Source organism: Solibacillus sp. FSL W8-0372 (assembly GCF_037969735.1).
In the GTDB taxonomy this organism is placed as follows: domain Bacteria; phylum Bacillota; class Bacilli; order Bacillales_A; family Planococcaceae; genus Solibacillus; species Solibacillus faecavium.
Genome location: NZ_CP150204.1, coordinates 2,447,627 through 2,470,797 on the forward strand (window position 1 = coordinate 2,447,627; position 23,171 = coordinate 2,470,797).

General features: G+C 36.6%; 27 protein-coding genes. 6 read left to right on the forward strand and 21 right to left on the reverse strand.

Translation table 11 applies throughout. The features are described from left to right. Positions 1-43: 43 nt before the first annotated feature. Together MKY13_RS12450 and MKY13_RS12455 are read right to left on the reverse strand one after the other, a co-directional pair. Positions 44-829 carry a hypothetical protein gene (locus MKY13_RS12450; protein WP_339213047.1) on the reverse strand — a complete coding sequence of 262 codons (786 nt, stop codon included), beginning with the start codon at positions 827-829 and terminating at the stop codon, positions 44-46. Positions 830-1,006: 177 nt separating this feature from the next. Next, a complete protein-coding gene (locus MKY13_RS12455) occupies positions 1,007-1,228 on the reverse strand; it encodes a phosphate-starvation-inducible protein PsiE (protein ID WP_191704997.1) in 222 nt (73 codons plus the stop codon). Positions 1,229-1,480: 252 nt separating this feature from the next. Here MKY13_RS12455 and MKY13_RS12460 point away from each other — a divergent pair, with 252 nt between their 5' ends. Next, on the forward strand, positions 1,481-2,314 hold the full coding sequence (locus MKY13_RS12460; protein ID WP_191700241.1) for a hypothetical protein: 834 nt from the start codon (positions 1,481-1,483) through the stop codon (positions 2,312-2,314). Positions 2,315-2,372: 58 nt separating this feature from the next. On the opposite strand, the gene MKY13_RS12465 is transcribed toward MKY13_RS12460, so the two are convergent. The 13 genes from MKY13_RS12465 to MKY13_RS12525 all read right to left on the reverse strand — a co-directional run bounded on the left by MKY13_RS12465 (position 2,373) and on the right by MKY13_RS12525 (position 14,429). Next, positions 2,373-2,936 carry an NUDIX hydrolase gene (locus tag MKY13_RS12465; RefSeq protein ID WP_191700242.1) on the reverse strand — a complete coding sequence of 188 codons (564 nt, stop codon included), beginning with the start codon at positions 2,934-2,936 and terminating at the stop codon, positions 2,373-2,375. A gap of 116 nt (positions 2,937-3,052) precedes the next feature. Then, positions 3,053-3,481: a GatB/YqeY domain-containing protein gene (locus MKY13_RS12470; RefSeq protein WP_191700243.1), complete on the reverse strand. Its 429-nt coding sequence runs from the start codon at positions 3,479-3,481 to the stop codon at positions 3,053-3,055. Between the two features lie 84 nt (positions 3,482-3,565). Beyond that, positions 3,566-4,789 (reverse strand): hypothetical protein, encoded by a 1,224-nt coding sequence (locus MKY13_RS12475; RefSeq protein ID WP_339213053.1) that lies wholly within the window; start codon positions 4,787-4,789, stop codon positions 3,566-3,568. Then, the gene (locus MKY13_RS12480) at positions 4,782-5,279 is read right to left on the reverse strand and encodes a sigma-70 family RNA polymerase sigma factor (RefSeq protein ID WP_191700245.1); all 498 of its coding nucleotides are present in this window, start codon (positions 5,277-5,279) and stop codon (positions 4,782-4,784) included. The genes MKY13_RS12475 and MKY13_RS12480 overlap by 8 nt, the downstream gene beginning before the upstream one ends. Before the next feature lie 103 nt (positions 5,280-5,382). Then, positions 5,383-6,036: a phosphate signaling complex protein PhoU gene (gene phoU / locus MKY13_RS12485; RefSeq protein WP_191700455.1), complete on the reverse strand. Its 654-nt coding sequence runs from the start codon at positions 6,034-6,036 to the stop codon at positions 5,383-5,385. 21 nt (positions 6,037-6,057) lie between these two features. Continuing rightward, entirely contained in the window at positions 6,058-6,873 is an 816-nt protein-coding gene (gene pstB / locus MKY13_RS12490) for a phosphate ABC transporter ATP-binding protein PstB (RefSeq protein ID WP_191700246.1), read from the reverse strand. Between the two features lie 12 nt (positions 6,874-6,885). Continuing rightward, positions 6,886-7,764 (reverse strand): phosphate ABC transporter permease PstA, encoded by an 879-nt coding sequence (pstA, locus tag MKY13_RS12495; protein ID WP_191700247.1) that lies wholly within the window; start codon positions 7,762-7,764, stop codon positions 6,886-6,888. Position 7,765: 1 nt separating this feature from the next. Then, positions 7,766-8,710, reverse strand: a complete 945-nt coding sequence (gene pstC, locus MKY13_RS12500) for a phosphate ABC transporter permease subunit PstC (RefSeq protein ID WP_339213056.1) — start codon at positions 8,708-8,710, stop codon at positions 7,766-7,768. 123 nt (positions 8,711-8,833) lie between these two features. Next, positions 8,834-9,799 (reverse strand): PstS family phosphate ABC transporter substrate-binding protein, encoded by a 966-nt coding sequence (locus tag MKY13_RS12505; protein ID WP_191700249.1) that lies wholly within the window; start codon positions 9,797-9,799, stop codon positions 8,834-8,836. 160 nt (positions 9,800-9,959) lie between these two features. Then, a complete protein-coding gene (locus MKY13_RS12510) occupies positions 9,960-10,373 on the reverse strand; it encodes a response regulator (RefSeq protein ID WP_339213058.1) in 414 nt (137 codons plus the stop codon). 270 nt (positions 10,374-10,643) lie between these two features. Next, positions 10,644-12,854, reverse strand: coding sequence for a penicillin-binding protein 2 (locus tag MKY13_RS12515; protein WP_339213060.1), 2,211 nt, complete (start codon positions 12,852-12,854; stop codon positions 10,644-10,646). Positions 12,855-13,099: 245 nt separating this feature from the next. Then, positions 13,100-13,543: a universal stress protein gene (locus tag MKY13_RS12520; protein ID WP_339213062.1), complete on the reverse strand. Its 444-nt coding sequence runs from the start codon at positions 13,541-13,543 to the stop codon at positions 13,100-13,102. Positions 13,544-13,670: 127 nt separating this feature from the next. Then, positions 13,671-14,429, reverse strand: a complete 759-nt coding sequence (locus MKY13_RS12525; protein WP_191700252.1) for an SDR family oxidoreductase — start codon at positions 14,427-14,429, stop codon at positions 13,671-13,673. Positions 14,430-14,580: 151 nt separating this feature from the next. On the opposite strand from MKY13_RS12525, the gene MKY13_RS12530 reads away from it, so the two are divergent. Further along, positions 14,581-15,159: a TetR-like C-terminal domain-containing protein gene (locus tag MKY13_RS12530; RefSeq protein WP_339213064.1), complete on the forward strand. Its 579-nt coding sequence runs from the start codon at positions 14,581-14,583 to the stop codon at positions 15,157-15,159. A gap of 132 nt (positions 15,160-15,291) precedes the next feature. On the opposite strand, the gene MKY13_RS12535 is transcribed toward MKY13_RS12530, so the two are convergent. Next, the gene (locus tag MKY13_RS12535) at positions 15,292-15,897 is read right to left on the reverse strand and encodes a superoxide dismutase (RefSeq protein WP_339213066.1); all 606 of its coding nucleotides are present in this window, start codon (positions 15,895-15,897) and stop codon (positions 15,292-15,294) included. Between the two features lie 208 nt (positions 15,898-16,105). Beyond that, positions 16,106-16,585 carry a DUF456 family protein gene (locus tag MKY13_RS12540; RefSeq protein ID WP_191700255.1) on the reverse strand — a complete coding sequence of 160 codons (480 nt, stop codon included), beginning with the start codon at positions 16,583-16,585 and terminating at the stop codon, positions 16,106-16,108. A gap of 131 nt (positions 16,586-16,716) precedes the next feature. Here MKY13_RS12540 and MKY13_RS12545 point away from each other — a divergent pair, with 131 nt between their 5' ends. From MKY13_RS12545 to MKY13_RS12560, 4 genes are all read left to right on the forward strand, one after another. Then, positions 16,717-17,223 (forward strand): DUF1189 family protein, encoded by a 507-nt coding sequence (locus tag MKY13_RS12545; protein ID WP_191700256.1) that lies wholly within the window; start codon positions 16,717-16,719, stop codon positions 17,221-17,223. Positions 17,224-17,298: 75 nt separating this feature from the next. Next, the gene (locus MKY13_RS12550) at positions 17,299-17,637 is read left to right on the forward strand and encodes a hypothetical protein (protein ID WP_191700257.1); all 339 of its coding nucleotides are present in this window, start codon (positions 17,299-17,301) and stop codon (positions 17,635-17,637) included. Positions 17,638-17,767: 130 nt separating this feature from the next. After that, positions 17,768-18,877, forward strand: coding sequence for a flavodoxin-dependent (E)-4-hydroxy-3-methylbut-2-enyl-diphosphate synthase (gene ispG, locus MKY13_RS12555; protein ID WP_191700258.1), 1,110 nt, complete (start codon positions 17,768-17,770; stop codon positions 18,875-18,877). A gap of 18 nt (positions 18,878-18,895) precedes the next feature. Further along, positions 18,896-19,471, forward strand: coding sequence for a hypothetical protein (locus MKY13_RS12560; RefSeq protein WP_191700259.1), 576 nt, complete (start codon positions 18,896-18,898; stop codon positions 19,469-19,471). 59 nt (positions 19,472-19,530) lie between these two features. Here the strand turns inward: MKY13_RS12560 and MKY13_RS12565 are convergent, their stop codons facing one another. From MKY13_RS12565 to MKY13_RS12580, 4 genes are all read right to left on the reverse strand, one after another. Beyond that, positions 19,531-20,340 (reverse strand): SH3 domain-containing C40 family peptidase, encoded by an 810-nt coding sequence (locus MKY13_RS12565; protein ID WP_339213070.1) that lies wholly within the window; start codon positions 20,338-20,340, stop codon positions 19,531-19,533. A gap of 90 nt (positions 20,341-20,430) precedes the next feature. Continuing rightward, complete coding sequence (locus MKY13_RS12570) at positions 20,431-21,528, reverse strand: dipeptide epimerase (RefSeq protein ID WP_191700261.1); 1,098 nt, start codon at positions 21,526-21,528, stop codon at positions 20,431-20,433. A gap of 12 nt (positions 21,529-21,540) precedes the next feature. Next, positions 21,541-22,335 (reverse strand): M55 family metallopeptidase, encoded by a 795-nt coding sequence (locus tag MKY13_RS12575; protein WP_191700262.1) that lies wholly within the window; start codon positions 22,333-22,335, stop codon positions 21,541-21,543. Next, positions 22,332-23,015, reverse strand: a complete 684-nt coding sequence (locus MKY13_RS12580) for a M15 family metallopeptidase (protein WP_191700263.1) — start codon at positions 23,013-23,015, stop codon at positions 22,332-22,334. The genes MKY13_RS12575 and MKY13_RS12580 overlap by 4 nt, the downstream gene beginning before the upstream one ends. Positions 23,016-23,171 lie beyond the last annotated feature (156 nt).

Sequence of the window (23,171 nt, forward strand, 5' to 3'; positions counted from 1 at the left end):
CCAAATAAAAAACGAACCCTTTTCGGATTCGTCATTTCAATACTTATTCATTTGCAAAAAATACTTTATCTGCAAATGGTATAGGCTGTACTTCAAAATCAGCTTCACTCATTGCTATTACAGAAACATCTACAGACAGCTCGTGTAAACGCTCCGTGAAATCAGATTCAATGAAAGGTTGGAAATCATTAAATTGATTGTCTGTTATAATCATTAAATCACGCTGATTATTGATTATATCTTTTGAGAATAGTTCAAGTACCTTTTCTAAAGCAGGAACGATTTGTGTAGTTCCATTTAAGTGTTTGTATAAAAAGCGTTCAAATAACGAAACATCCAGAGTTCCATTTTTAAAGAAAAGAGGTTCAGCAGTTGTATGACTGAACGGAAGAATGATTAAATCTCTCTTTTGCAAAGCACAAAGATTAAACAGGGGCATAATGGTACCTTTACTAAATGCTTCATATTCACTCATTGAATCAGATTGTTGGATCATTACAATCATAGGTGAGTAAAGTTTTTCAAGTTCCTCAAACCGTACAAACAATACATTACCACGAGAAACTGTTCGATTTTTTAATAGTAGTTTTTGCTGTTCTGGTGGGAATAAAAAGTCTTTATCCTGTATTTTGGGCATTGTTGCCTCTACTTCTTCAATCATTTCTTCAAGCGCGATGGATATTTCAATTACTTCTTTAAATAATGGTTCGTTTTTAAATTTAGCGAAAAGTATTTGTTGCTGCTCTTCTTCCAAAGCTTGAAAAGATGCATTACGATATAGAAAATGAAGAATTTCATCGGTTAAAATAGGCCTATGTTCTTTTGTCATGCGAAACTCCTCCATCTTTTTTTCAAATCAATATCGATAGTATAGCGAAAAACAAAATGAAAAAGTAGTAATTCAAACTGACAAAGTCCAACAAATTTTTGGTAGTGTGAACAGCCCATGTCCATAAAAAAACGACATCCATAATTAAGGATGTCGCGCCATACATAAAGTATGTAATTATAATTTTTGAGTTAAACCGTGTAATGTATCTTTTAACTCGCGATCATGATTTGAAAGCTCAACTAAGTTAGCTAAGCGTTCATGCAAAATTGGACGCTCAATTACTAATTGCTCATCTAACACTTGAACTAATAATTCAAGAAGCATACGGTTTTGAACTAATAATGCTTCTTCCACACGATCAGGATTAATTGTATATTCTTTCACTTTTTTTGCCATTTAAAAACAGCCTCCCTTTTGTTTATACAACGTTATTTTAGCATATGCTTGTTTAATTTTGTGTATTTATTTCAAAATCATAGAGCCATTCAGACATTTTTAGTAATTTTACAGCAAACAATACATAGGCAAATTATTCCTAATGATATTTATACATATGCTATAATTACTTTTACCTATAAAATAGGTATTTCTATTAATCGGCGTTAGCTTGATGAAAGGAAGGTTAATTTGCTACAAAATATTCCTCAAATGGATTACGAAATTCGTTTAGTGAAACAGTTATTATCCATCCGTTTTTTACGACCATTTAACGGAAAACTGGCGACTTCCCGGGCCATTTCAGATGATACATACGGCTTCGTAACTGAAGATAGCCTATGCCGGGAATGGTTATTATCCATTTATAAAAGTTATTCATTTTACGAAGGCTTTGAGACAATGGAAGATTGTCTCTCATACATCTACTCAACAAACTATGACAATGAATTATATCGAGTCATTAAATTTAATGATCAATATTATGCCGTTGTTTATGAAAATTCGCAGCATCAACAAGTAATTGGGAAGGATATTTCCTATTATGCGAAAAATAATTTATTTTTATGTTCAAAACGTCCCCCATCAAACTTAATGGTAAGAGATCGTAGTAAATCATCAGCTATTCCTCTCATATATTATGAATTGAAAGCCTTCGATCCCACGATAGCAATTTACAAATTAATAAGCAATCATCATGCTGGTTATATTGAAGTTTCATTTGATGAAGATATAGAATATGCTGTTTTGCTAGGGGTAACCTTTAAAGATGTTTGGTATCGATGTGATACACCGCACGCCATTGCTCATAATCGAGCTATTTTAAATCTCTATTTTATGAAAGGTCATAATTTGACTTTGTTCGGAAAATATTCGAAAGCAATTGCGATCAATCCCTTCCAGCGTCTCATCTATTTACAAAAGGGGCGAATTGAGCCTTTCCAAATGGATGTAGAGGATTTTAGAAATCAGCAGCGGCTCCTACCTTACCGTGAAGTTCGCAGATTTCAGGAATTTATAAGAACAAGACCTGTTGATTTAATTTAAAGCCTTGGTAGTGAAAAAGATGTGCTGATTGAATGACCAATCAACACATCTTTTAAATTTAACCTTCTATTTTCTTTACTTTTTCTATTATCTTTTCGTAAATAGGTATCATATGCTGCTCAGAACATTTTTGAGCAACTTCATCGATGGCAATCCATCCTACAGCACTGTTTTCATCGGGTTTTGATTGGAGAGTTGCTTCATCAGACACTTCAAATACATAAGTTGCGTTAAAATGTAAGTGGGCTGCCACATATTTTCCGTTTTTCATATGTCCAATTACCGGCAATATATCCAGGGAAATGATTTCTTCTTGAATTGGATTCACTTCCGTAAGGCCCGCTTCTTCCATGAGTTCCTTTTTTGCTACATGAAATAAATTCGGATCCCCATCTGCATGACCGCCAGTCCATCCCCATGAATTATAAATATTATGATAAACCATTAAAACATGTGTACGGGCAGGATTAAATACAAAAGCGGAAGCAGTAAAATGCAACACTTCATTATTTCGTGTGAGTACATCCGATAATGTAACCATCGCACGCAGCATAATATCCTTATCCGTTTCTTCTTGTTCATTAAAAGGTACATATAATTGTATTTGGTCATGTAAATTCAAAATGGTTTCCCCCTATTAGTTTCCCTTTTCTATATTGTAAGGGATGGAAATATAAAAACATAGCGAAAAGGAGCGCCTAAAATAAAACTTTAGACACTCCAACAAATATTTTTAAATTAAGAAATCAATGATTTAACAACTTTTGAAATGGTTGCGCCATCTGCTTTACCGTCCAATAAAGGCTTCGCAATTTTCATTGCATCCCCCATATTCATGCCAGTTACAATACCGGCTGCCTGAAGTTCTACAACAATTTCTTCTTCTGATAGTTGTTTTGGTAAGAAGCTTTTTAAAATCTCTAATTTCGCTTCTTCTTTTTCGATTAGGTCTGCACGGTCCGCTTGCTTTGCCCCGTCCAGTGACTGATTCGTCTGTTTAATTTCACGGTTAATGATTGCCGTTTCCTCTAGCGGTGTTAATTCAGAGCCTTTTTCTTTTTCGGCTGAATCCAATGCAGATTTTACAAGTGTTAAAACACCTTTAGCCAATGTGTCCTTATTTTTCATCGCTTGTTTTAATTGATCAAATACAATTGTTTTTAACATGTTTCAAACTCCTTTGAATTTATAAGTAAAATTCCACTTATTCGTATTGCCTTTATTGTAACATGTATCCAAGTAATACATGAATTATTTAGTTAGGAATGGCTGAAGAAACTCTTCTATTTTTTCCGTTCTCCCTTGAGTAACTTTTGCAATTTTTGCTTCACCATAAGGTACGATTAATAAATTCTTGTAATCGTTTTTGAAAATAGTATATGTTTTTCCACCTGCTTCGACAATATATAGTGGTTTGGAAAAGTTATGAACAAAATTTTGGGATTCCCACGGTACACCGATTAAAAGCTCATTCCACTGTGCACCGGCTATTTGTTCTAATTTTATTTTCGGGATGGTACTCGACTCTTCCACCGGTAAAATTACTTCCAACCCTTCACTCATAGCATTCGCTGTATTTCCCCCATCAATCCAGCCTACTCCATCAATTGAAACTTTTACATAATCTCCAATTTCGACAGGAATTTCATCTATATTTACAATCCAGGATTTAATTTTCCCCTCTTCTAAACGGAACTTTTTCTCTTCAGACAAAACTTGTAGTTCTTGAAATGTACTATTTTGAATAAAAAACAACATATTGCCTTCAATCGCCGCAATTACGCCTGACTTAGGCACACTCATTCTGTTTTCATCAGTCACATTGTACCTTTTTTGAATTGCAAAATATTGTTCCTCAAAGTGTTCCTGCAAATAACGTTTCGCTAACTGTTCCGTATAGCCCGCAGCAAATTCAGAAAACATGGGCGGATTTTCCTTTAGCCAAATTTTATTTAACTTCTCTACCAAAACATAATTTTTGATTAACTTAGGTCGCACATATTGTTCATATTGTTCAAATGTTAAATTTACTTTAGATAAAACTTGCTGGAGCTGCTGTTTATTCATTATCTGATCAGATAGAATTTTTCTCTCCGACATTTCCTGTTTTGAAACCTCTACCTGATAACCTTTTGCCAATTGCTCTACACCAATTATTCTAATATATTTAGTAAATGCTGCCTCTTTATGAAACTCTGTTATTTCAATATCGGAATTAGTCATCATTTCCAGGGCGACAAAATAATCATATAAATAATCATTGTAAAACATATTGTCCGCTTGTCTTTGGTCAACTTCATTTGGAAATAGCAAAAGGGCTACTGTGAAGAAAAGTACGACAACAAAAGCTGGGATAATGATGATTTTACTGTATTTCTTTTTGCTTTTTTTATATAGCACTGTATTTTTCACAGCCTTTTCACTTTCGGATAAATCTCCTGCAACTTTAATTAACGCTTTTTTAAAATCATTCATGACGTAGTACCTCCCATTCCCCTTCAAGTACAGGTCGTAACTGTTCCCGCCCACGCTTTAATCTTGTTTTCACTGTATTTTCGTTAATTTGTAATAAATCTGCAACTTGTATAACCGACATTTCTTCATAATAATACAAAATAAGCGGTTCCCGATATTTTAGTGGTAGCTTTAAAATGGCTGCACCAATGTTAGAGCGCTCTTCTTGTTGTACGATATGATCATGGTCAGAAGTTTTCATCCACCATTTCGTTTCAAATTGTATTTTTCTATACGCCCAGCTTTTTAAATAATCTTTGCTGCGATTCACGGTCATTTTAGTTAAATAAGCACGAAGTTGGCCTCGCTCTGAATAGTTGGATTGCAAAAATTTAATGAAAACATCTTGCACAATATCCTCTGCTGCATGTCGATTTTTAGTATAAAAATAGGCGATCCGCAATAAATGCGTACTGTAATCATCTACAATTTGCTCGATATTCTCATTCATTTTACGCCCGCCCCCTTTCTAACATTGTAAACGATTGCCAATTAGTTGACGTTTCAAAAAACAAAAAAAGTATAAGAAGTTTTTATCTCCTTATACTTTAAAATTAGTTATTCAATTCATAATGCTTGCCTTTTAAGAGATAGAATAAATGCTCTGCAATATTTGTTGCGTGATCTGCTGAGCGTTCAATACAGCGGCATACATAGGATAAGCTCGTTATTTGGGCCACTTGCTCATTGGAAACCTTTAGTTTCATTAAATTGCTGATTGTATTGCCGGTCAACTCATCAACCTCGTCATCAAGCTTTGCGATTTCTTTAGCTTTTGTCGTATTTTCTTCCAAAAATGCCTCGGTAATTTGTCGCAACATCGATATCGATTTATGGAACATTTCCTCGATTGGTTCAATACTCGATACAAATGGTTCTTTGCCGATTCGAATAGTTTCCTTTGCAATATTGACCGCATGATCTCCTATTCGTTCCATATCGGCTGCTGCTTTAATCACTACAATTAATCTGCGTAAATCAGTTGCCACAGGCTGTTGCTTTGCAATAAGTAAAATTACACGATCATTGATTGTTTCTTCTAACCGATTGATTTTGAGATCTGTTTTTATCACTTGAAGGGCTAAGTCGATATCTTTGTTCACAAAAGCTTTAAATGCAGTTTGCAATGAATCTATGCTTAAATCACAAATTTCCATTAAATCCTGCTGCACAGCAATTAAATCATGTTCAAAACGCTCCCGTATCATATTCACTTTAAACCCCTTCCCCTATCCGAATCGACCTGATATATAATCTTCTGTACGCTGATCTGACGGTGTGGAGAAAATCGTATCTGTTCGATCGAATTCAATCACTTCTCCGTTTAGGAAGAATGCCGTTTTATCTGATATACGTGCTGCTTGTTGCATATTATGTGTGACAATTACGATTGAATATTGTTCTTTCATTTCCTGCACAAGTTCCTCTACTTTCAATGTAGAGATTGGATCAAGTGCTGACGTCGGTTCATCCATTAAAATTACATCTGGTTCAATCGCTAAGGAACGAGCAATACAAATACGCTGTTGTTGACCACCCGATAAACCATATGCATTTTGGTTTAAACGGTCTTTTACTTCATCCCAGATAGCTGCACCTCGTAATGACTTTTCTACAATTTCATCTAAAATCTTTTTATTTTTAATACCGTGAATCCGTGGACCGTAAGCAATATTATCGTAAATCGATTTTGGAAATGGGTTTGGCTTTTGAAAAACCATGCCGACTTTTGTCCGTAGTTCTTCCACTTCATATCCATTCCCGAAAATATTACGTCCTCTATAATTGATTTCACCTGTTGTACGAACAATAGGTACAAGCTCTACCATTCGATTTAATGCTTTAATATAGGTAGATTTCCCGCACCCTGAAGGACCGATAATCGCTGTCACTTCATTCTCCTGCATATTTAAATTAATATCTTTCAATGCATGATGCCCACCATACCATAAGTTAAAATTATTCGATTGCATTACAATGGATCTGTTATTTTTTTCGTGCACCGCATGCTGTGTTCCATTATATTTAGTTAAAATTTGTACCATTCCACTTCACTCCTAATAACGTTTTTGGAACTTATTCCGAATAAAGATTGCGACCGAGTTCATCGTCAATAGCAAAACCATCAAAACAATAATGCCCGCTGATGCGACATATTGGAATGCTTCCTGTGGACGTTTTGCCCAATCGAAAATTTGCATGGGCAATGCCGTAAACGTATCCAAGTAGCCTGTTGGCAAGAATTGTAGAATTACAGGAATACCAATTACGACTAATGGAGCCGTTTCCCCAATTGCACGAGATAAGGCCAAAATACTGCCTGTCAAAATACCAGGAATCGCCGCTGGGAGAACTACACGAACAATGGTTTGCCACTTTGTCGCCCCCATTCCAAATGAAGCTTCCCGCTGCTCATTCGGTACTGCTCGGATTGCTTCTTGAGCCGCAACAATAATAACTGGCAGAATCAATAAACTCATCGTCAAACCAGCAGCTAATATACTTTTTTCAAAACCGAATAATCTAACGAATATTGTTAATCCAAGTAAACCGAATACTATCGAAGGAACACCTGCTAAATTGGAGATATTTATTCGAATAAAATCATTTAGTTTATTTTGCTTCGCATATTCTTCTAAGTAAATTGCCGTACTTACGCCTAAAATAATCGATACAGGTGCCACAACGCTCATCAGCCAGAGCGAGCCGACTAAAGCTGCTTTAATTCCTGCATTTTCGGGAATGCGAGAAGCAAAGTTTGTGAGAAAATTTAAATCTAAAAAGCCAATTCCTTGAGATATAATCCGGTATAACAGCATTCCTAATGAAACGAGGGCAAAACTTGTGGCAATAATAAAAATTACCTTCCACATTTTATTTGAAATGAGACGTTTATTCATTCGCTTCATGACTAGGTCTTCCTGTATATAGCGCATTTTAATACTCCTCTCTGAAGCGTTTTGAAATGTAAGTTGCAAGCAAATTCATCGCCAAAGTGAAAATAAATAATGTGAATCCTACCGCGTAAATTGAGTAGTAAATTGTCGTGCCGTATCCCGCATCACCTGTTGTCACTTGAACAATATAGGCTGTCATCGTTTGAATGGAATCTGTAAATCCAAAGTCGAATTTTGGTGTAGATCCTCCTGCTAAAGAGACAATCATTGTTTCTCCTATTGCACGGGAAATACCTAGGACAATAGAAGCGATAATTCCAGATAATGCAGCAGGCAATACAATTTTAATTGCCACTTCGAACTTTGTGGCACCTAAGCCTAAAGCTCCTTCGCGAATTGAACGGGGTACTGAGCTCATCGCGTCTTCCGACATGGACGTAATCATTGGTAGAATCATAATTCCAACAACAATACCTGGACTGATAGCATTGAAAATTTTAAGATTCGGAATAAGTGTTTGCAGAATTGGGGTAATAAACGTTAAAGCGAAGAACCCGTAAACAATTGTTGGAACACCTGCAAGCACCTCCAAAATAGGCTTTATAATTTTTCGGACACGTTCTGACGCATACTCACTTAAAAAAATTGCTGCACCTAACCCAAATGGTACCGCTACTAAAATTGCGATAAATGCAATTTTAAAAGTCCCTATTATTAACGGTAAGATTCCATACAATGGTTCCTTTCCAGAGAATGGCAGCCACTCTGTGCCGAATAAATAATCTATTATCGACACGCGCGAGAAAAACTCTATCGTTTCGAAAATTAACGTAAACACAATCCCAAACGTTGTAAGAACTGAAATCGTCGCTGCCAAAAACAATCCTTTAGGCACTAATTTTTCAATTACTTTCTTTCCTTTACGATTGCGTGATCGTTCGATTAATTGCTGGACACTTACTTGCTCCTGTTGTTTAAGAGCCATGAACGAAAACTCCTTCCAGTAGTCATCTATACACTTCACTTTTTAACCATGTAGTTAACACACAATTTGAACTAAAAAATGTGAGGGGCATGAGAGCCACCCCACACTATTTGTTCTGTGCACTTATTTTAAACCTTCCAATACTTTTAAACTTTCATCATACTTTTCGGACGGTAAACTTACATATCCAACAACTTCCGCCATTTCACCAGCATTTTCTAATGTAAACTTAATGAAATCATAAGTTGCTTCATTATCTTTTACCGCACTGTTTTTCACGTAGATGAACAGTGGACGTGACAAAGGAGAATAGTCACCTGATTCAATTGTGTCATTCGTAGGCTCCACACCATTTACAGTAACAACTTGCAACTTGTCCTTGTTTTCCAGGTAATAGGCATAACCGAAGTAGCCAATCGCATTTTTATCTGCTGTAACGCCTTGTACCAATACGTTGTCATCTTCAGATAATGTTGCAGATTTTACAATATCTTCACCATCTAAAATTACTTCATCAAAGTAATCGTAAGTTCCTGAATCAGATCCTGGTGAATAAAATACTATTTCTTCTTCAGGCCAAGTTGGATCGATATCTGACCACTTTTTAGTAGATCCATCTTCAATCCAAATTTGCTTTAATTGTTCAATTGTTAAATCTTTTGCCCATGTATTTTCCGGATGTACTACTACCGATAAACCATCGTATGCCAATTCAAATTCTGTGTATTCTACACCCGCATTTTTAAGCTCTTCCACTTCCGACTCTTTAATTGGACGGGAAGCGTTAGAGAAGTCCGTTTCTCCATTAATGAATTTTTCGAATCCGCCGCCTGTACCCGATACACCAACTGCCACACGTACATCTTTTTGTACTGCTGCGTATTCTTCAACTAATGCTTCTGTAATCGGAGCAACTGTTGACGAGCCATCGCCTACTACGTTACCGGATAATTGTGCACTGCCTGACTCAGCCTGTTCTGTTTGAGTTTCTGCTGATGTCGAAGCTTCATCTTCTTCCTGGCCACATGCTCCTAAAAGAATTGCTGAACTAATTAAAGCTGTTGATGTTAAGTACTGCCACTTTTTCATTTGTAATTCCTCCGCTTGTTTAATAAATGTTTTTTCTTACAATTCCAACTATAATGAAAATTTGTTGAGCGCATATATTTCGTTCGTTAATTGACCGTAAAGCTTTGTAAACAAAAAAGACAATTTGCAGTATCTTTCCGCAAATTGTCTCATTTTCTTATTATTGAACTTTTTTTACATTCTTTATGTTAATTAGTTTAACAGGATGTTCCGTAAATGTAGATTTATCCTTTTTTGTCTTTACAGTATGTACATGCAATAAAATTGTTTTTGCGTCTTTCGGATTCGCATAGCCTTCAAACGTTACATTGTAAAGTACTGTGCCGTCTCGTAATGTAACAGTAGCTTTTTTTGCATCAACTAGCTCCTTTAAAAAAGGATATGCTTTTACATTTCGTTCTCTTTCTGCTCGTACTAGCCTAGGTTCTAATAATAGTAGAAGCCCTTCAAAAATAACAATGTAAATTACAGACATTAAAATAATTAACCAAGATGGCATGTCCATAATGGCTAATATAACTGCATTACTTAATGCACCAATAATAACTACTGTATGCATAATCTTTTTTTTCATTTTATATTTCTCCTTTAAAAAAGAACCTAGGACAAAACGAAAAATATCTATTTTTCAAAGAAAAAATAGATATTTTTCTGCTTCTGTCAGAATTGATTTCCGTTACGGGGACGCTTTCCGGGGGCACGGCCTGAGCCTGTAGTCTCAGGCGTCGTGCTGTTCCCCCAGGAGTCGCCCCTTCACTCCAATCAATTCATATAATATCGATTTCTTAATAAGAGCATTCCCCTTATACAAAGAAATTTCTACTTATGTCCCAGCCTCACTTTTTTATTCATTTACTGTTTCAACTTCTTCATCTTCATCCAGTTTTTCGTCCGAATGCTTAATAATCGATTTTTCTACTTTACTAGAAGATAAACCCTCTTCGGCATATTTTGTTTTTAATTCAAAATAGGAATCGACTAATTCTCGAGCTGTTAAATTTGCATGTGGCAAGTAGTTATTTTCAAAGATTGTAGTTGCCCAAGGATAAATGATGGCATAGGCAATTTCAGGGTCTTCAAATGGTGCATAGCCAACGTGTACAATATTAATCGTATTTGTTCTCCATTTTTCTCGTTGTGGCCCATAATAAACTACCTCTGCTGTACCAGTTTTACCCGCTCCTGTATAATCGGCTGTTGCAAATTGACGTTTAGCCGAGCCATTTGTTCCAAAGTATACCCGGCGCAAACCTTCTTGGACATGAGCAATTTCTGATTCACTGTTCTCAATTTTATTTAATATCGTTGGTGAAACTTCTTCAACTACTTGGCCTAAGTATTTACCATCTTTTGAAGGATTACGAATCTCTTTCAGCATTCGTGGTTGAATACGGTACCCACCATTTGCAATTGTGGAAATATATTGCGCTAACTGCATCGTTGTGTACGTATCAAACTGTCCAATAGCTAAGTTCAGCAATTTCACATCCGTATCAGGCTCAGCCTGGTACCCAACTGTTTCTCCTGGCAAGTCAAGACCTGTTGGCACGCCTAAACCGAATTGTGCATATTCATTACGAATCGTTTGCAGCGTTCCTGGAGCTAGACTAAAACGCATACCCGGTGAATAAGTACGCCCGCCAATCCCCATCGCAATTTTGAACATATAAATATTAGAAGATCGCTCTAATGCAGTTAAATCATCTAATATGACACTACCGTGCTTATTAAATAGTGTATTTAATGTAATATTCCCGATACGCATTGGAGAATCGAGCATCCTTGTTCCTGGTTTTATAATTCCTTCATTATAACCCATTAATACAGTTGCTGCCTTTACTGTTGACCCTGCTTCATAGGCAGTAGTAAACGTACCATATGAATAATCGACAATATAAGGTTTTCCTGTTTCTTTATCTTTTTCTATTTTTTTACCTACAACAGATAATAGTTCCCCTGTTTTTGGGCTCATCGCCACTAAGAATGCACGGTCTAATAATTCCGACCCTCTTTTTGATTTTAAATCAAGTAACTGACGTTCTAAAATTTCATCCGCTTTTTGCTGAAGTTCTACATCTAATGTAGTGACTAAATCTTTCCCTGGCAAACCATCGAAAGTCGTTACAGTCTCCACTACTTGACCTTTTTTGTTCGTAATATTTTTTACTACCGATTTTTCACCTTGTAAAATTTCCTCATATTGAGCTTCAAAATAACTCTCGCCTACACGATCATTTCGAGAATAGTCCCGTGCTAAATAAAAGTTCAGTTTTGATTTTGGGACACCTTTACTTGGTACAGTTGTACGCCCTAAAATAGCTAAAGGTGATTGGCGAACACGCTTCCAATCGGTTGTTGTATTCACACCAGGTAAATCAGCCAATTGTTCAGAAACTCGTGCAAATTCTTCAGGTGTAACATTTTCTCCTTTAATAATTTGTGGAGATAAATTATACCCTGTCATCATTTCACGGTAAATCGCCAGAACTTCTAAATCAAACTCAGTAAGTTGCTCAAGCTCTTTTTCTGTAATACGATCACGGATTCGACGGTCGAATTCTTGGTTGATTTCTTTCGTCTCTAGCTCTTCGTTTTCATTTCTGAATTTTGTCATTTCCTCTTGTGATACTTTTTTTAGCGCAGCTTCCTGGTTACGTATAATCCAAAAATCCAATTTATCTCGATGTGTTACTTTATCAGTTGGCTGATCGATTAAATTTGCAAGCTTTTCAGCTATTTCAAGCATTTCAGCAGATTTTGTCGTTTGCATTTTTGTATACGTAATTGCGTTTTCAGGCTGATTATCAACTAATATGCGCCCATAACGGTCAAAGATTCTCCCCCGCGGTACACTCGTATTAACACGCACTTCCTCAGTACGTTCCAATTCACGCACATAATCTTCACCTTTAACAATTTGTAAATACCCTAGACGAAAAATTAGTACAGAGAACAGAACAAATATGGAAAAGAAAAGGATGTTCATCCGAAATGTTAAACTTGACCTTTGCTTTGCCTTCGGATTTTGCTGACGATTTGGCATAATTTTGCGCAACTGAAACTCCCCTTTCTTGCTTTATGTAAGTTGTACATGAATGCTTAGTCATGCCTTTTAGTATAACACTGAAAACCTATTGAAAAAAGACTTCAGATTTATATCCTTTATCTTTTAGACGGTTCTGTTGTTGTAAAGTTTCATAGGAAAAGATGGAGGCTATGCTAAAGGTCAAAATGACATTTAACATAGCCCCTCTTTGCAAGAATTATCCAATAGTGAACCCTTTCTTGACGCTAGAACAATTATCGATTTCTCACAACAAGTACATCACATTTTGCAGTTCTTACAATTGCTTCAGATACTGAACCGAGAAAGAAGCGCGCCACATCACCTTTACCAGTGGCACCACAAATAATTAAATCAATTTGTTTTTGCTTCGGGATATCCCTAGCTATGATGTGCTTTGGTGTCCCATACTCCATTATTTTATAAGTTCTGTCGAATCCCAATTTTACGGCAACTTCTGCATACCCATCTAGCATATCCTTTTTACTTTTAGAATATTGATCTGCTAAATCAAAATTGTATCCTTCTGAAAATGCAAAGGAGCGAGTATCAATTACATGAATGATATACAGTTTACTGCCGGCGTTATTGATTGCAACTTGCACCGCTCTTTTAAATGCAATCATTGCTTCATTTGACCCATCCACAGCAACCAATATATTTTTGTACGTCATGCTCATTTATTCATCACCTCTTTACACTTTATTCATGCACAATTACTTTATATGTACTTTCCTAATCAAAAGAGCGTTTTAAATAAAAAAAACAGCTCTGAAACCGAAGTTCCAAAGCTGTTTAAAATAATTATTAGTAAGTTGTCCAGCCTGCATCAGCTGTAATAATCTGGCCATTAATGAAGCTTGAATCCTCTGAGCCTAAAAATACTGCTAAGTTTGCAATTTCTTCTGGATTACCCACACGTGGAATCAATGCAGAACCTTTCTGTTGTTGCCCAGCACCGTACTGGCTTATGTTTTGCATGGATTGTTGGATATTCGTCATAACCGCACCAGGAGCAATTCCATTAACACGAATACCTGACTGTGAGAACATGAATGCTGTATTTTTCGTTAACCCTACAACCGCATGCTTTGAAGCTGTATATGCCGCACCAGCCCGACCACCGTTTAAACCACCTGCGGAAATATTGTTTACAATGACACCATGACCTTGTTTAAGGAACATATCTGTCGCAATACGCATCGATTTCATTACAGATGTTGTATTTACCGCAAAAATCATATCCCAGCGAGCATCAGTAATTTCATTTACTGGTTCAAAACCATCCATAATTCCAGCGTTGTTCACTAAAATATCCAATTGGCCAAATTTTTCGATTGTCGTATCAAATAATTTTTGTAAATCTTCATCTTTAGTTACATTTGTTGCAATGGCAAATGCTGTACCACCATTTGCAGCAATTTCATCTGCAACAGTTTTTGCGCCTTCTTCATTCATATCGGAAACAATTACTTTTGCACCTTCTTTAGCATATGCTTCAGCAATTGCCTTTCCCATACCAGATGCAGCTCCTGTAACGATCGCTACTTTATCCTGTAATTTCATTAAAATCTCTCCTTTAAAATTCAAGTTATTGTACATCTGTTCAATAAAAATTATAATTGAAAGAAAAAAAACGCACAAACGACAGTTATATGAAGTTTAGTTTATTATTCAACACTTTTTGAAATTTATGTTCATTAAAGGGGAAAATATTATGGATTTACGTGTAAAGAAAACACATGACAATCTACAAAAGGCATTAATAATACTATTAAATCAAAAGTCTTTAGAAAATATTTCGGTTGCAGAATTATGCCGTATTGCCGAAATTAACCGAGGAACATTCTATTTGCATTATAAAAATGTCCACGGTGTATTCGAACGCTATTTTAACGAAATTGTGAAAGACTTAAAATTTTCTTATGATTTTCCATATGACATTACAAAAGATAATTTAGCCAGGCTAACTCCTGAAATGATTCAAATTTTTCACCACGTCAAAAAATACGAAGCATTTTACCGCATTGTTTTTGATGAAAAAACACCGATGCTTTATTATCATAAATTGTTAGAGACGATTCGCTCGTTCGTTTTGGAATCACATACTGAAGAGACGGAACATATGTCCAAACAGCAGCTTGAATATTTAGCAAGCTATACTGCAAACTCCATCATCGGATTACTCCTTCAGTGGCATAAAGAAAATTATATTCTATTACCGGAAACGTTGAATCAATATATTTATGACTTTCATCGTTTAAGAGAGGTATTGCAGAAGAAAATAAAAAGTTAACTAATTTGAGAGAGAAAAATAAAAAACACATGGGAAGATTAATTCTTCCCATGCGTAAATTTCTAGAATATTACTGCACCTGTCGCTTTGCTTTCGGTGCAGTAATAATTAAATTTGAGTGGTCAAATTTAATTATTTAGCTGCTTGGAATTTTGCTTCTACTACGTCCCAGTTCACTACGTTCCAGAATGCACCGATGTAGTCTGGACGACGGTTTTGGTAGTTTAAGTAGTAAGCGTGCTCCCAAACGTCTAAGCCTAGGATTGGTGTTTTACCTTCCATTACTGGAGAGTCTTGGTTTGGAGTTGAAGTAACAGCTACACCGTCACCTTCAACGATTAACCAAGCCCAGCCTGAACCGAAACGAGTTGTTGCAGCTTTAGCGAACTCTTCTTTGAAAGCGTCGAATGAACCGAATTTAGCGTCGATTGCTTTAGCAACTTCGCCTACTGGAGTGTTTGAACCGCCTGGAGCGATTAATTCCCAGAATAATGTGTGGTTAGCATGTCCGCCACCGTTGTTACGTACAGCAGTTTGTTTGTCAGCTGGTAAAGCATCGATGTTAGCGATTAACTCGTTGATGTCTTTATCAGCGAATTCAGTACCTTCTACTGCTGCGTTTAAGTTTGTTACGTAAGTGTTGTGGTGTTTAGAATGGTGAATTTCCATTGTTTTTGCATCGATATGTGGTTCTAATGCATCGTAAGCGTAAGTTAATTCTGGTAATTTGAAAGCCATGTTTTTATTCCTCCCTGGAACATATAATTAATGTTGATTACAATACTAGGTTATCAAAAAATGATTCGTCATTCAATCAAAAAAACCGTAATAATAACATTTCAGCCTTTTGACCGAAACCATCTATTTCTTGCTTCACCTTTGTCTGTAACCTTTTCATTACTAGTGTAAGCGATATAAGTTCGTATTTACAAATATTTGCTCTTCCTTAAATCGCAATAATAAATAATACAATCATGACTACTTGTATAATCCCTTTTGTAACAACAGAAGTTAAAAATCCTACTACAGAGCCAATACCTACTTGAATGGCCTGCTGTAAATTACTGCGTGTAACAATCAGCTCTCCAATAACAGCTCCGATAAAGGGTCCCGCAATAATACCAGCGAATGGAATGACGAATGGTCCTATTAAAAGACCGATTGTGCTCCCCCACATCCCTGCTTTAGAGCCACCAAATTTTTTAACTCCCACTAAATTGGAAATCGTATCAGCGACAAATAATAAAGCTACAAATAATAGTTCAATTAACCAAAACCACCAAGGCAATTCACTGAAGCCGTAAAATAAACCATAAACAATGAACCCTCCTAGTAAAAATATGACAGAGGGTATGATCGGATATACTAAACCAATAAAAGCGATGACAAATAAAGCTATAATAAGCACCCATGCAATGATATCCATATGTTCACATCCTTTTAAAAGTATATTCACAAATTATACGAAAAAAATAACGAAAAGATTCAATTTTACTTTATCAAGTTCAAATAACGTTTTGTTCATGTTAAACTACTGTTTAAAGGAGCCTCATACATATGAAAATTTCTCACATGCAACTATTTATTCATAGCTTAACTAACCCTAAAAAATTAGGACCTTATCGAATTCTTTCAATAGGAAAAGTAATGCAATATGCCTTTTTAATGATTGCGCTAGTAACGGCATTTTCTTTCGGTCAGTTTATTAATGGCGGAACGGACGAAATTTTCAGTTATTCTGAAATCGAACAGTATGCCCAGGATGTGCAATGGATTGTTTACCCTATTGCTATTATTTTTTTATTCGTTTTAAATACTTCAATCTATTTTGTTAAAGTAAGTCTATTTGCGCTTGCAGGACAGTTCTTTATTAAACCGATGAAGCGTCGCGGAGAATATCGACAAGTATGGCGGACAGCTGTATTTGCCAGTACTTGGGGAACATTTATAACGATGTTCGGTAACCTATTCCCCATTTCCCCTACAGTTGCTACCTTAATTAGTATATTTATTACAATGCTGTTTATTATAATTGCCCTAACGAAATATCCGATCGAAAAATAATAAATTCTCCTTATGAATCATATAGTTTAACAACTTGTTTTTGTGAGTTAAATTGTAGAGATAAGGAGGATTTTTTTGCGCTTTTTAATAGCTTCCATAGTGCTTTTATTAATTGCTTTTGTCATTAAAGTAGATTTACAAGAAGGCTCTCTGCCCTTAGCATCCTTTTATGCTTCTTCCATACCGTCGTGTGATGAAATACCGCAAGAAAGCTATGTTGTCGTAAAAATCCAACAAGGCGATACAATTTACAGCCTATTCTCAGCAACGCCCTCTCCCGTAAAAACAACTTTCCCTGAACGACTTGCACATTTCTATAAATTGAACCCACATTTGAACCTACAGCCACTAGTTCCGGGTGATACGGTATTCGTTCCAATCATCTCTCATGCGAAAGAAAATTGCACAAATTGAATTCTTAACGTTTCTTCCTTGTTCTTCTTTTCATACACTGATAAAATAAGGAACAGTGACGGCTTACATATCGTTATATCATTTAGGTGATATAACAACATTAACAAGCCTGAGAAGGAGAGAATTTTTCATGAGTGAAATCGTTCACCGTACGAAAACGCGTCCTGTACGTGTCGGTAACTTAACAATTGGTGGGAATAACGAAGTCATAATACAAAGTATGTGTACGACAAAAACACATGATGTCGAAGCAACTGTTGCTGAAATTAAACGTTTAGAAGAAGCTGGATGTCAGATCGTACGTATAGCAGTACCGGATGAGCGTGCAGCTGATGCAATACCGGAAATAAAAAAACAAATCAATATACCTTTAGTTGCGGATATACACTTTGATTATAAATTAGCATTAAAAGCCATTGAAGGTGGTATTGATAAAGTTCGAATCAACCCGGGTAATATTGGTCGTCGCGAAAAAGTAGAAGCCGTAGTAAATGCTGCTAAAGCAAAAGGAATTCCAATTCGTATTGGTGTAAATGCCGGTTCTTTAGAGCGTCATATTCTTGAAAAGTACGGCTACCCTACTGCAGATGGTATGGTTGAATCTGCGTTACACCATATCAAAATTCTAGAAGACTTAGATTTCCATGACATAATCGTATCAATGAAAGCGTCTGACGTTAACCTTGCGATCGAAGCGTATGAAAAAGCTTCGAAAGCATTTAACTACCCACTACACTTAGGCATTACTGAGTCTGGTACATTATTTGCCGGAACAGTAAAATCCGCTGCTGGATTAGGCGCGATTTTATCTAAAGGTATTGGTAATACTTTACGTATTTCTTTATCAGCTGATCCTGTTGAAGAAATTAAAGTTGCGCGTGAATTATTAAAATCATTTGGTTTAGCTTCAAATATGGCAACATTAATTTCATGTCCGACTTGTGGTCGTATTGAAATCGACTTAATCTCGATTGCCAATGAAGTGGAAGAATATATTTCTAAATTGAGTGTTCCTTTAAAAGTAGCTGTACTTGGCTGTGCTGTTAACGGCCCTGGTGAAGCTCGTGAAGCGGATATCGGTATTGCCGGTGCACGTGGCGAAGGACTTTTATTTATGAAAGGTAAAACAGTTCGTAAAGTACCAGAAGAAACAATGGTGGAAGAACTGAAAAAAGAAATCGATAAATTAGCTGCTGAAATGGTTGCAAAGCGTGAAGCAGAAGCAAATGCCAGCGTGTAAAAGAATGGAGCAATGGAAATGACAAACTTAAAGCATCGATTCGGTATTGATATTGACGGGACAGTTACATGTCCTGCCACATTAATTCCACATATTAATAAACAATACAATATTAATATGACGCTACAGGATGTAACGGAATATGATTTTTTAAGCGGATTTCCATATCCAGTCGATCGAGCTCAATTTCAGGCCTGGTTTCAAGAAAATGAACCTCGCCTGTATGAAGTGAGTGAACTGGCTGCCGATGCGCATCGTATTTTGTCAGCATGGCAAAAACAATATGAACTTTATTATATTTCGGCACGTGGGGAAAATGTTTTCGATATCACAAAAAAATGGTTTGAAAACTATAAAGTACCTTATGATCATATCGAATGTATCGGTAGTCACAACAAAATAGAAGTGGCAAAAAAGCATCGCGTAGAGGCCTTTTTCGAGGATAAACATGATAATGCTGTGGAAATTGCCGAGGAACTAAAAATCCCTGTAATTCTTTTTGATACCCCGTACAACCAATTGAGCGTACCGAATAACGTTATTCGTGTTTATAATTGGACAGAAGCAAACGAATGGATTCAAAAGAACTTTTAAAATACATCACATGTTTAGAGGCGAGTTAAAAGCAGATACTTTTAACTCGCCTCTTATTTTTAAAATATACTCCCATATTCAGTAATCGTCGTGGCCAAGTCTTCGCGGTACTCTGAATGCTGTGGGTTTAAACTATTGACGTTCACTTCATTGCCACCTAGAGAAGAATGTATATACAAGTCTTCGCCGATATACATTGCTACGTGGCCAGGGAACATAATTAGATCGCCAAGCTTTAGTTCAGCTTTTTCGATTTTGCGAATTGGGAAGCCATCCAATATTTTTGCATCCCGGTAAATGTATGCACCATTCAACATATATGCCATAGATACAAGACCTGAACAGTCGATGCCTAGAGGAGATTTCCCGCCCCAACGATATGGTGTACCGATATATCGAAACGCGTCCTGAACAACTTGCTCACGGAAAGCCAATTCATTTGTCGTATATACTTTCACACGCTTTTGAATCCATTGGGAACGGACATAACCAACTTCACCTGTTACTAACCGTACCTTTGTCCAGGCAGGATCCAAATCTGCTTCCTTCAAAACTTGAATAAACGCACCGAGTGTTAACGTAATAATTTTACTGCTTTGAATTTTCGGCCTTGTCAGTACATCGGCAAAGTTTTGAATTACAACATAATTAGCATCAATCCACGTAAGGATATCTTCACTTTCCATGTGTAAATTCGTTTTTAATGTATAGCCTTCATAGCGATAAAACGTTCGAATTTTCACCCAAGTATCATCAATATCTTCTAACACTTCAACTGGCATCCCATATAACGCTTCATCGGTTAACTCCGTATTTATATCTGTACTTTTGTGGATATTGGCTATCATTACCTTCACTACTGCGTTCATTCAAACTATCTCCTCCCCGTTTCCCTATTATTTTCTCGAAAAATATCGATGGGATTCCTTTAGTCGAATAAGGCTATTTCCTTTTTATACCTATAGTGTTTTTTTATTGGCTATAAAAGCCTCTATTAAAAATCCAATTCCTGAAGCATCGCTCATTTGAATGTTTTCTCCTTCAAAGAACGGTCCCCCTTCGATAGGATCCTTAACACATAAGCTCGGTCCGTCTAAATCCACCATCGTGACATTTTTGTTTGCTGCTGCAAAATGTGCTGCGGCGCTCACACTGATTTTTGTCTCTAGCATACAGCCAATCATACATTCCACCCCATTGGCTTCTGCAATAGCATTAATTTGCTGTGCTTTTGAAATACCACCAGTTTTCATCAGTTTAATATTTATTAAATCCGCAGCACGCTTCTCAATCACTTCGATTGCTTGCTTAGGAGAAAACACACTTTCGTCTGCTAAAATATTCGTATACGTTTGATTCGTTACGTATTGCATTCCGGAAATATCACTATAATGAACAGGCTGTTCAACCAGTTCCATATCAGCACCGCGATCTTCTAGCTGACCGATAATTTTAACAGCTTCTTTCGGTGTCCATCCTTGGTTCGCATCGACACGTAACACGACGTCTGGACCGACAGCATTTCGAATAGCTAATATACTATTAACATCACTATGTGGATTTTTCCCTACTTTAACTTTTAAAATGGAAAAACCACGTTTAATAGCCTCTAAGCTATCCTTCACCATCTCTTCCTCGTCATTCACACTGATTGTAATATCTGTCGTAATCTTACTTCGATAGCCACCGAGCAATTTATACAAGGGTGCATCGTATTTTTTTGCCCATAAGTCGTATAGGGCGATTTCAACAGCTGCCTTTGCACTCGTATTTTGATACATACATTTATCGATCCGATCACAAAGGAGTGCGATCTCATCAATTTCGATTCCAATAATGAGTGGCGCAATCACTTCTTCAATCGCATAGCGAATTGATTGAAGTGATTCTCCTGTAATAACATGCGTTGGTGCTGCTTCCCCAATTCCAATATATCCATTGTCCGTATATATAGTTACGACGATGTTTTGTATATTATATACAGTGCGCAATGCTGTTTTAAAAGGTGTAATAAGGGGTGCTTCAACTAAGCCAACATCAACTTTTGTAATTTTCATAAACCATCCACCTTATGTTAAAAACTGCAGCAGTCGAAGTACCTCAAAATAATCTGTCGTTTCAAACTGCACGGTATTGTGCGCCTTAAATTTTGCGCCGGGATAAAATGAATTACGATATGCTTTTATATGGTCTTTATATATAATCTCCACATTAAACTGTTGAGGTAATTCGATTTGAAGCTTACTGCGTTCAATCTTCATTGCTACTTCAATCAGTCTTTTCGTTTCTTTTAATGTCGTTTGTGGACTTACACTAATCGTTGCATGACCAATTCCCTCTTTTGTTGCAAACGTTACGATCTCGTCATTATAGCGGGCGATGTGCTCTGTTAATGCTTTATCGCCACTTACAAATGCTACTGGCACGCCATGTAGTGCTGCGGCATATGTATTAATTAGAAACTCACTTGCATATTCACCGTTGATTTTGACATCTGCCAATAAGCTTAACGTATGGGCAAGCGGGTTTTTTTCACTTCCGCCCTCACTGTGATACCCGATAAAAATGGCACGGTCAAAGCTTTCATCCAGTCCAGCGACCATACACATCGGCTCTTGTGTCCAACCGCGAATTATTTTTACATTTTCCGGTAAGTTTTCAATTAAAATATTCCGACCAGAATCATGTGCATCTTTCAGTAATATTTCAGTCGCACCCCCGGCAGTTGCACCCTCTATCGCAGCAAGCACTTCTTTTGTCATTTGCTGCTGAAATTGTGCATAGTCGGATGTGTTTAGTTCTGTTTCACTCCAAACAGTCGTCCCTGTAATTCCTTCGATATCTGCGCTTATATATACTCTCATCTGAATTGATACTCCTTTAGTTCATTCTGTTCAATAGTGGCGATAATTGGTCCGTACATACATTGGTCTTTATATAATTTTCGCGCCCACGCTCTATTTCCATAATCATAATGCCACCACTCTTCTTCGTAATTTTGAAATCCTGCTTGTGTCATGCAATGAAACAAGATTCGCCGATTAATATGCGCTGCTTCATTTTCCGAACGATGCTTTTCAAAATAAGCGGTAGCCGATTTTTCTTCAGTCGCATCAAATGCTGTACCTAAATCCAATGGACGTCCTTGCTCGTCGCCTAACGTTAAATCAATTGCCCCACCTGTTAAGTGCGGCGAAGGAGAACTGTTTTCCGTGCTTGGAAATGCAACATACTTCAACGTCTCAAGTTCAAGTTGTTCAGCCGTCCAATGTGGATGTTTTAATCTTATTTTATTTTTAATGTCGTTATATAAAAACGACTGAACTTGTAGTGGGCGAAACCCATCGTATAAAATAAAGCTCATCGTTTCCGGTAAAAGTTGAAGTGCTTTAAATAATTTACTAGCAGCTTCCCGACGCAAATATAGCTTACTCAAGCTATCCGGAATACCTTTCAAAAAATATTGCGGCTCAATATACAATTTATTTGCTATCGGTTTAATTTCCACTAAAGGCTCCCCGTTTTCCAGTAAATCTGGAATCATTTCCGATGCAGTCTTTATGAATATTGGAAATAAATAATATATCTTAGTGGATACCTCCTACCTGGTAGGACTTCATATGATTTCCTAAAATAATTTCGATATGAAAAATACTTCCCAAAAATAATATCTAAAAATTTAGAGTTTTCAAACTTCTAA

Excerpts from the sequence above, each read along its gene's own strand:
- MKY13_RS12450 (WP_339213047.1), bottom strand. The coding sequence starts at position 829 with ATGACAAAAGAACATAGGCCTATTTTAACCGATGAAATTCTTCATTTT.
- MKY13_RS12455 (WP_191704997.1), bottom strand. The coding sequence starts at position 1,228 with ATGGCAAAAAAAGTGAAAGAATATACAATTAATCCTGATCGTGTGGAA.
- MKY13_RS12460 (WP_191700241.1), top strand. The coding sequence starts at position 1,481 with ATGGATTACGAAATTCGTTTAGTGAAACAGTTATTATCCATCCGTTTT.
- MKY13_RS12470 (WP_191700243.1), bottom strand. The coding sequence starts at position 3,481 with ATGTTAAAAACAATTGTATTTGATCAATTAAAACAAGCGATGAAAAAT.
- MKY13_RS12475 (WP_339213053.1), bottom strand. The coding sequence starts at position 4,789 with ATGAATGATTTTAAAAAAGCGTTAATTAAAGTTGCAGGAGATTTATCC.
- MKY13_RS12480 (WP_191700245.1), bottom strand. The coding sequence starts at position 5,279 with ATGAATGAGAATATCGAGCAAATTGTAGATGATTACAGTACGCATTTA.
- phoU (WP_191700455.1), bottom strand. The coding sequence starts at position 6,036 with ATGATACGGGAGCGTTTTGAACATGATTTAATTGCTGTGCAGCAGGAT.
- pstB (WP_191700246.1), bottom strand. The coding sequence starts at position 6,873 with ATGGTACAAATTTTAACTAAATATAATGGAACACAGCATGCGGTGCAC.
- pstA (WP_191700247.1), bottom strand. The coding sequence starts at position 7,764 with ATGCGCTATATACAGGAAGACCTAGTCATGAAGCGAATGAATAAACGT.
- pstC (WP_339213056.1), bottom strand. The coding sequence starts at position 8,710 with ATGGCTCTTAAACAACAGGAGCAAGTAAGTGTCCAGCAATTAATCGAA.
- MKY13_RS12505 (WP_191700249.1), bottom strand. The coding sequence starts at position 9,799 with ATGAAAAAGTGGCAGTACTTAACATCAACAGCTTTAATTAGTTCAGCA.
- MKY13_RS12510 (WP_339213058.1), bottom strand. The coding sequence starts at position 10,373 with ATGAAAAAAAAGATTATGCATACAGTAGTTATTATTGGTGCATTAAGT.
- MKY13_RS12520 (WP_339213062.1), bottom strand. The coding sequence starts at position 13,543 with ATGAGCATGACGTACAAAAATATATTGGTTGCTGTGGATGGGTCAAAT.
- MKY13_RS12525 (WP_191700252.1), bottom strand. The coding sequence starts at position 14,429 with ATGAAATTACAGGATAAAGTAGCGATCGTTACAGGAGCTGCATCTGGT.
- MKY13_RS12530 (WP_339213064.1), top strand. The coding sequence starts at position 14,581 with ATGGATTTACGTGTAAAGAAAACACATGACAATCTACAAAAGGCATTA.
- MKY13_RS12535 (WP_339213066.1), bottom strand. The coding sequence starts at position 15,897 with ATGGCTTTCAAATTACCAGAATTAACTTACGCTTACGATGCATTAGAA.
- MKY13_RS12540 (WP_191700255.1), bottom strand. The coding sequence starts at position 16,585 with ATGGATATCATTGCATGGGTGCTTATTATAGCTTTATTTGTCATCGCT.
- MKY13_RS12545 (WP_191700256.1), top strand. The coding sequence starts at position 16,717 with ATGAAAATTTCTCACATGCAACTATTTATTCATAGCTTAACTAACCCT.
- ispG (WP_191700258.1), top strand. The coding sequence starts at position 17,768 with ATGAGTGAAATCGTTCACCGTACGAAAACGCGTCCTGTACGTGTCGGT.
- MKY13_RS12560 (WP_191700259.1), top strand. The coding sequence starts at position 18,896 with ATGACAAACTTAAAGCATCGATTCGGTATTGATATTGACGGGACAGTT.
- MKY13_RS12565 (WP_339213070.1), bottom strand. The coding sequence starts at position 20,340 with ATGAACGCAGTAGTGAAGGTAATGATAGCCAATATCCACAAAAGTACA.
- MKY13_RS12570 (WP_191700261.1), bottom strand. The coding sequence starts at position 21,528 with ATGAAAATTACAAAAGTTGATGTTGGCTTAGTTGAAGCACCCCTTATT.
- MKY13_RS12575 (WP_191700262.1), bottom strand. The coding sequence starts at position 22,335 with ATGAGAGTATATATAAGCGCAGATATCGAAGGAATTACAGGGACGACT.
- MKY13_RS12580 (WP_191700263.1), bottom strand. The coding sequence starts at position 23,015 with ATGATTCCAGATTTACTGGAAAACGGGGAGCCTTTAGTGGAAATTAAA.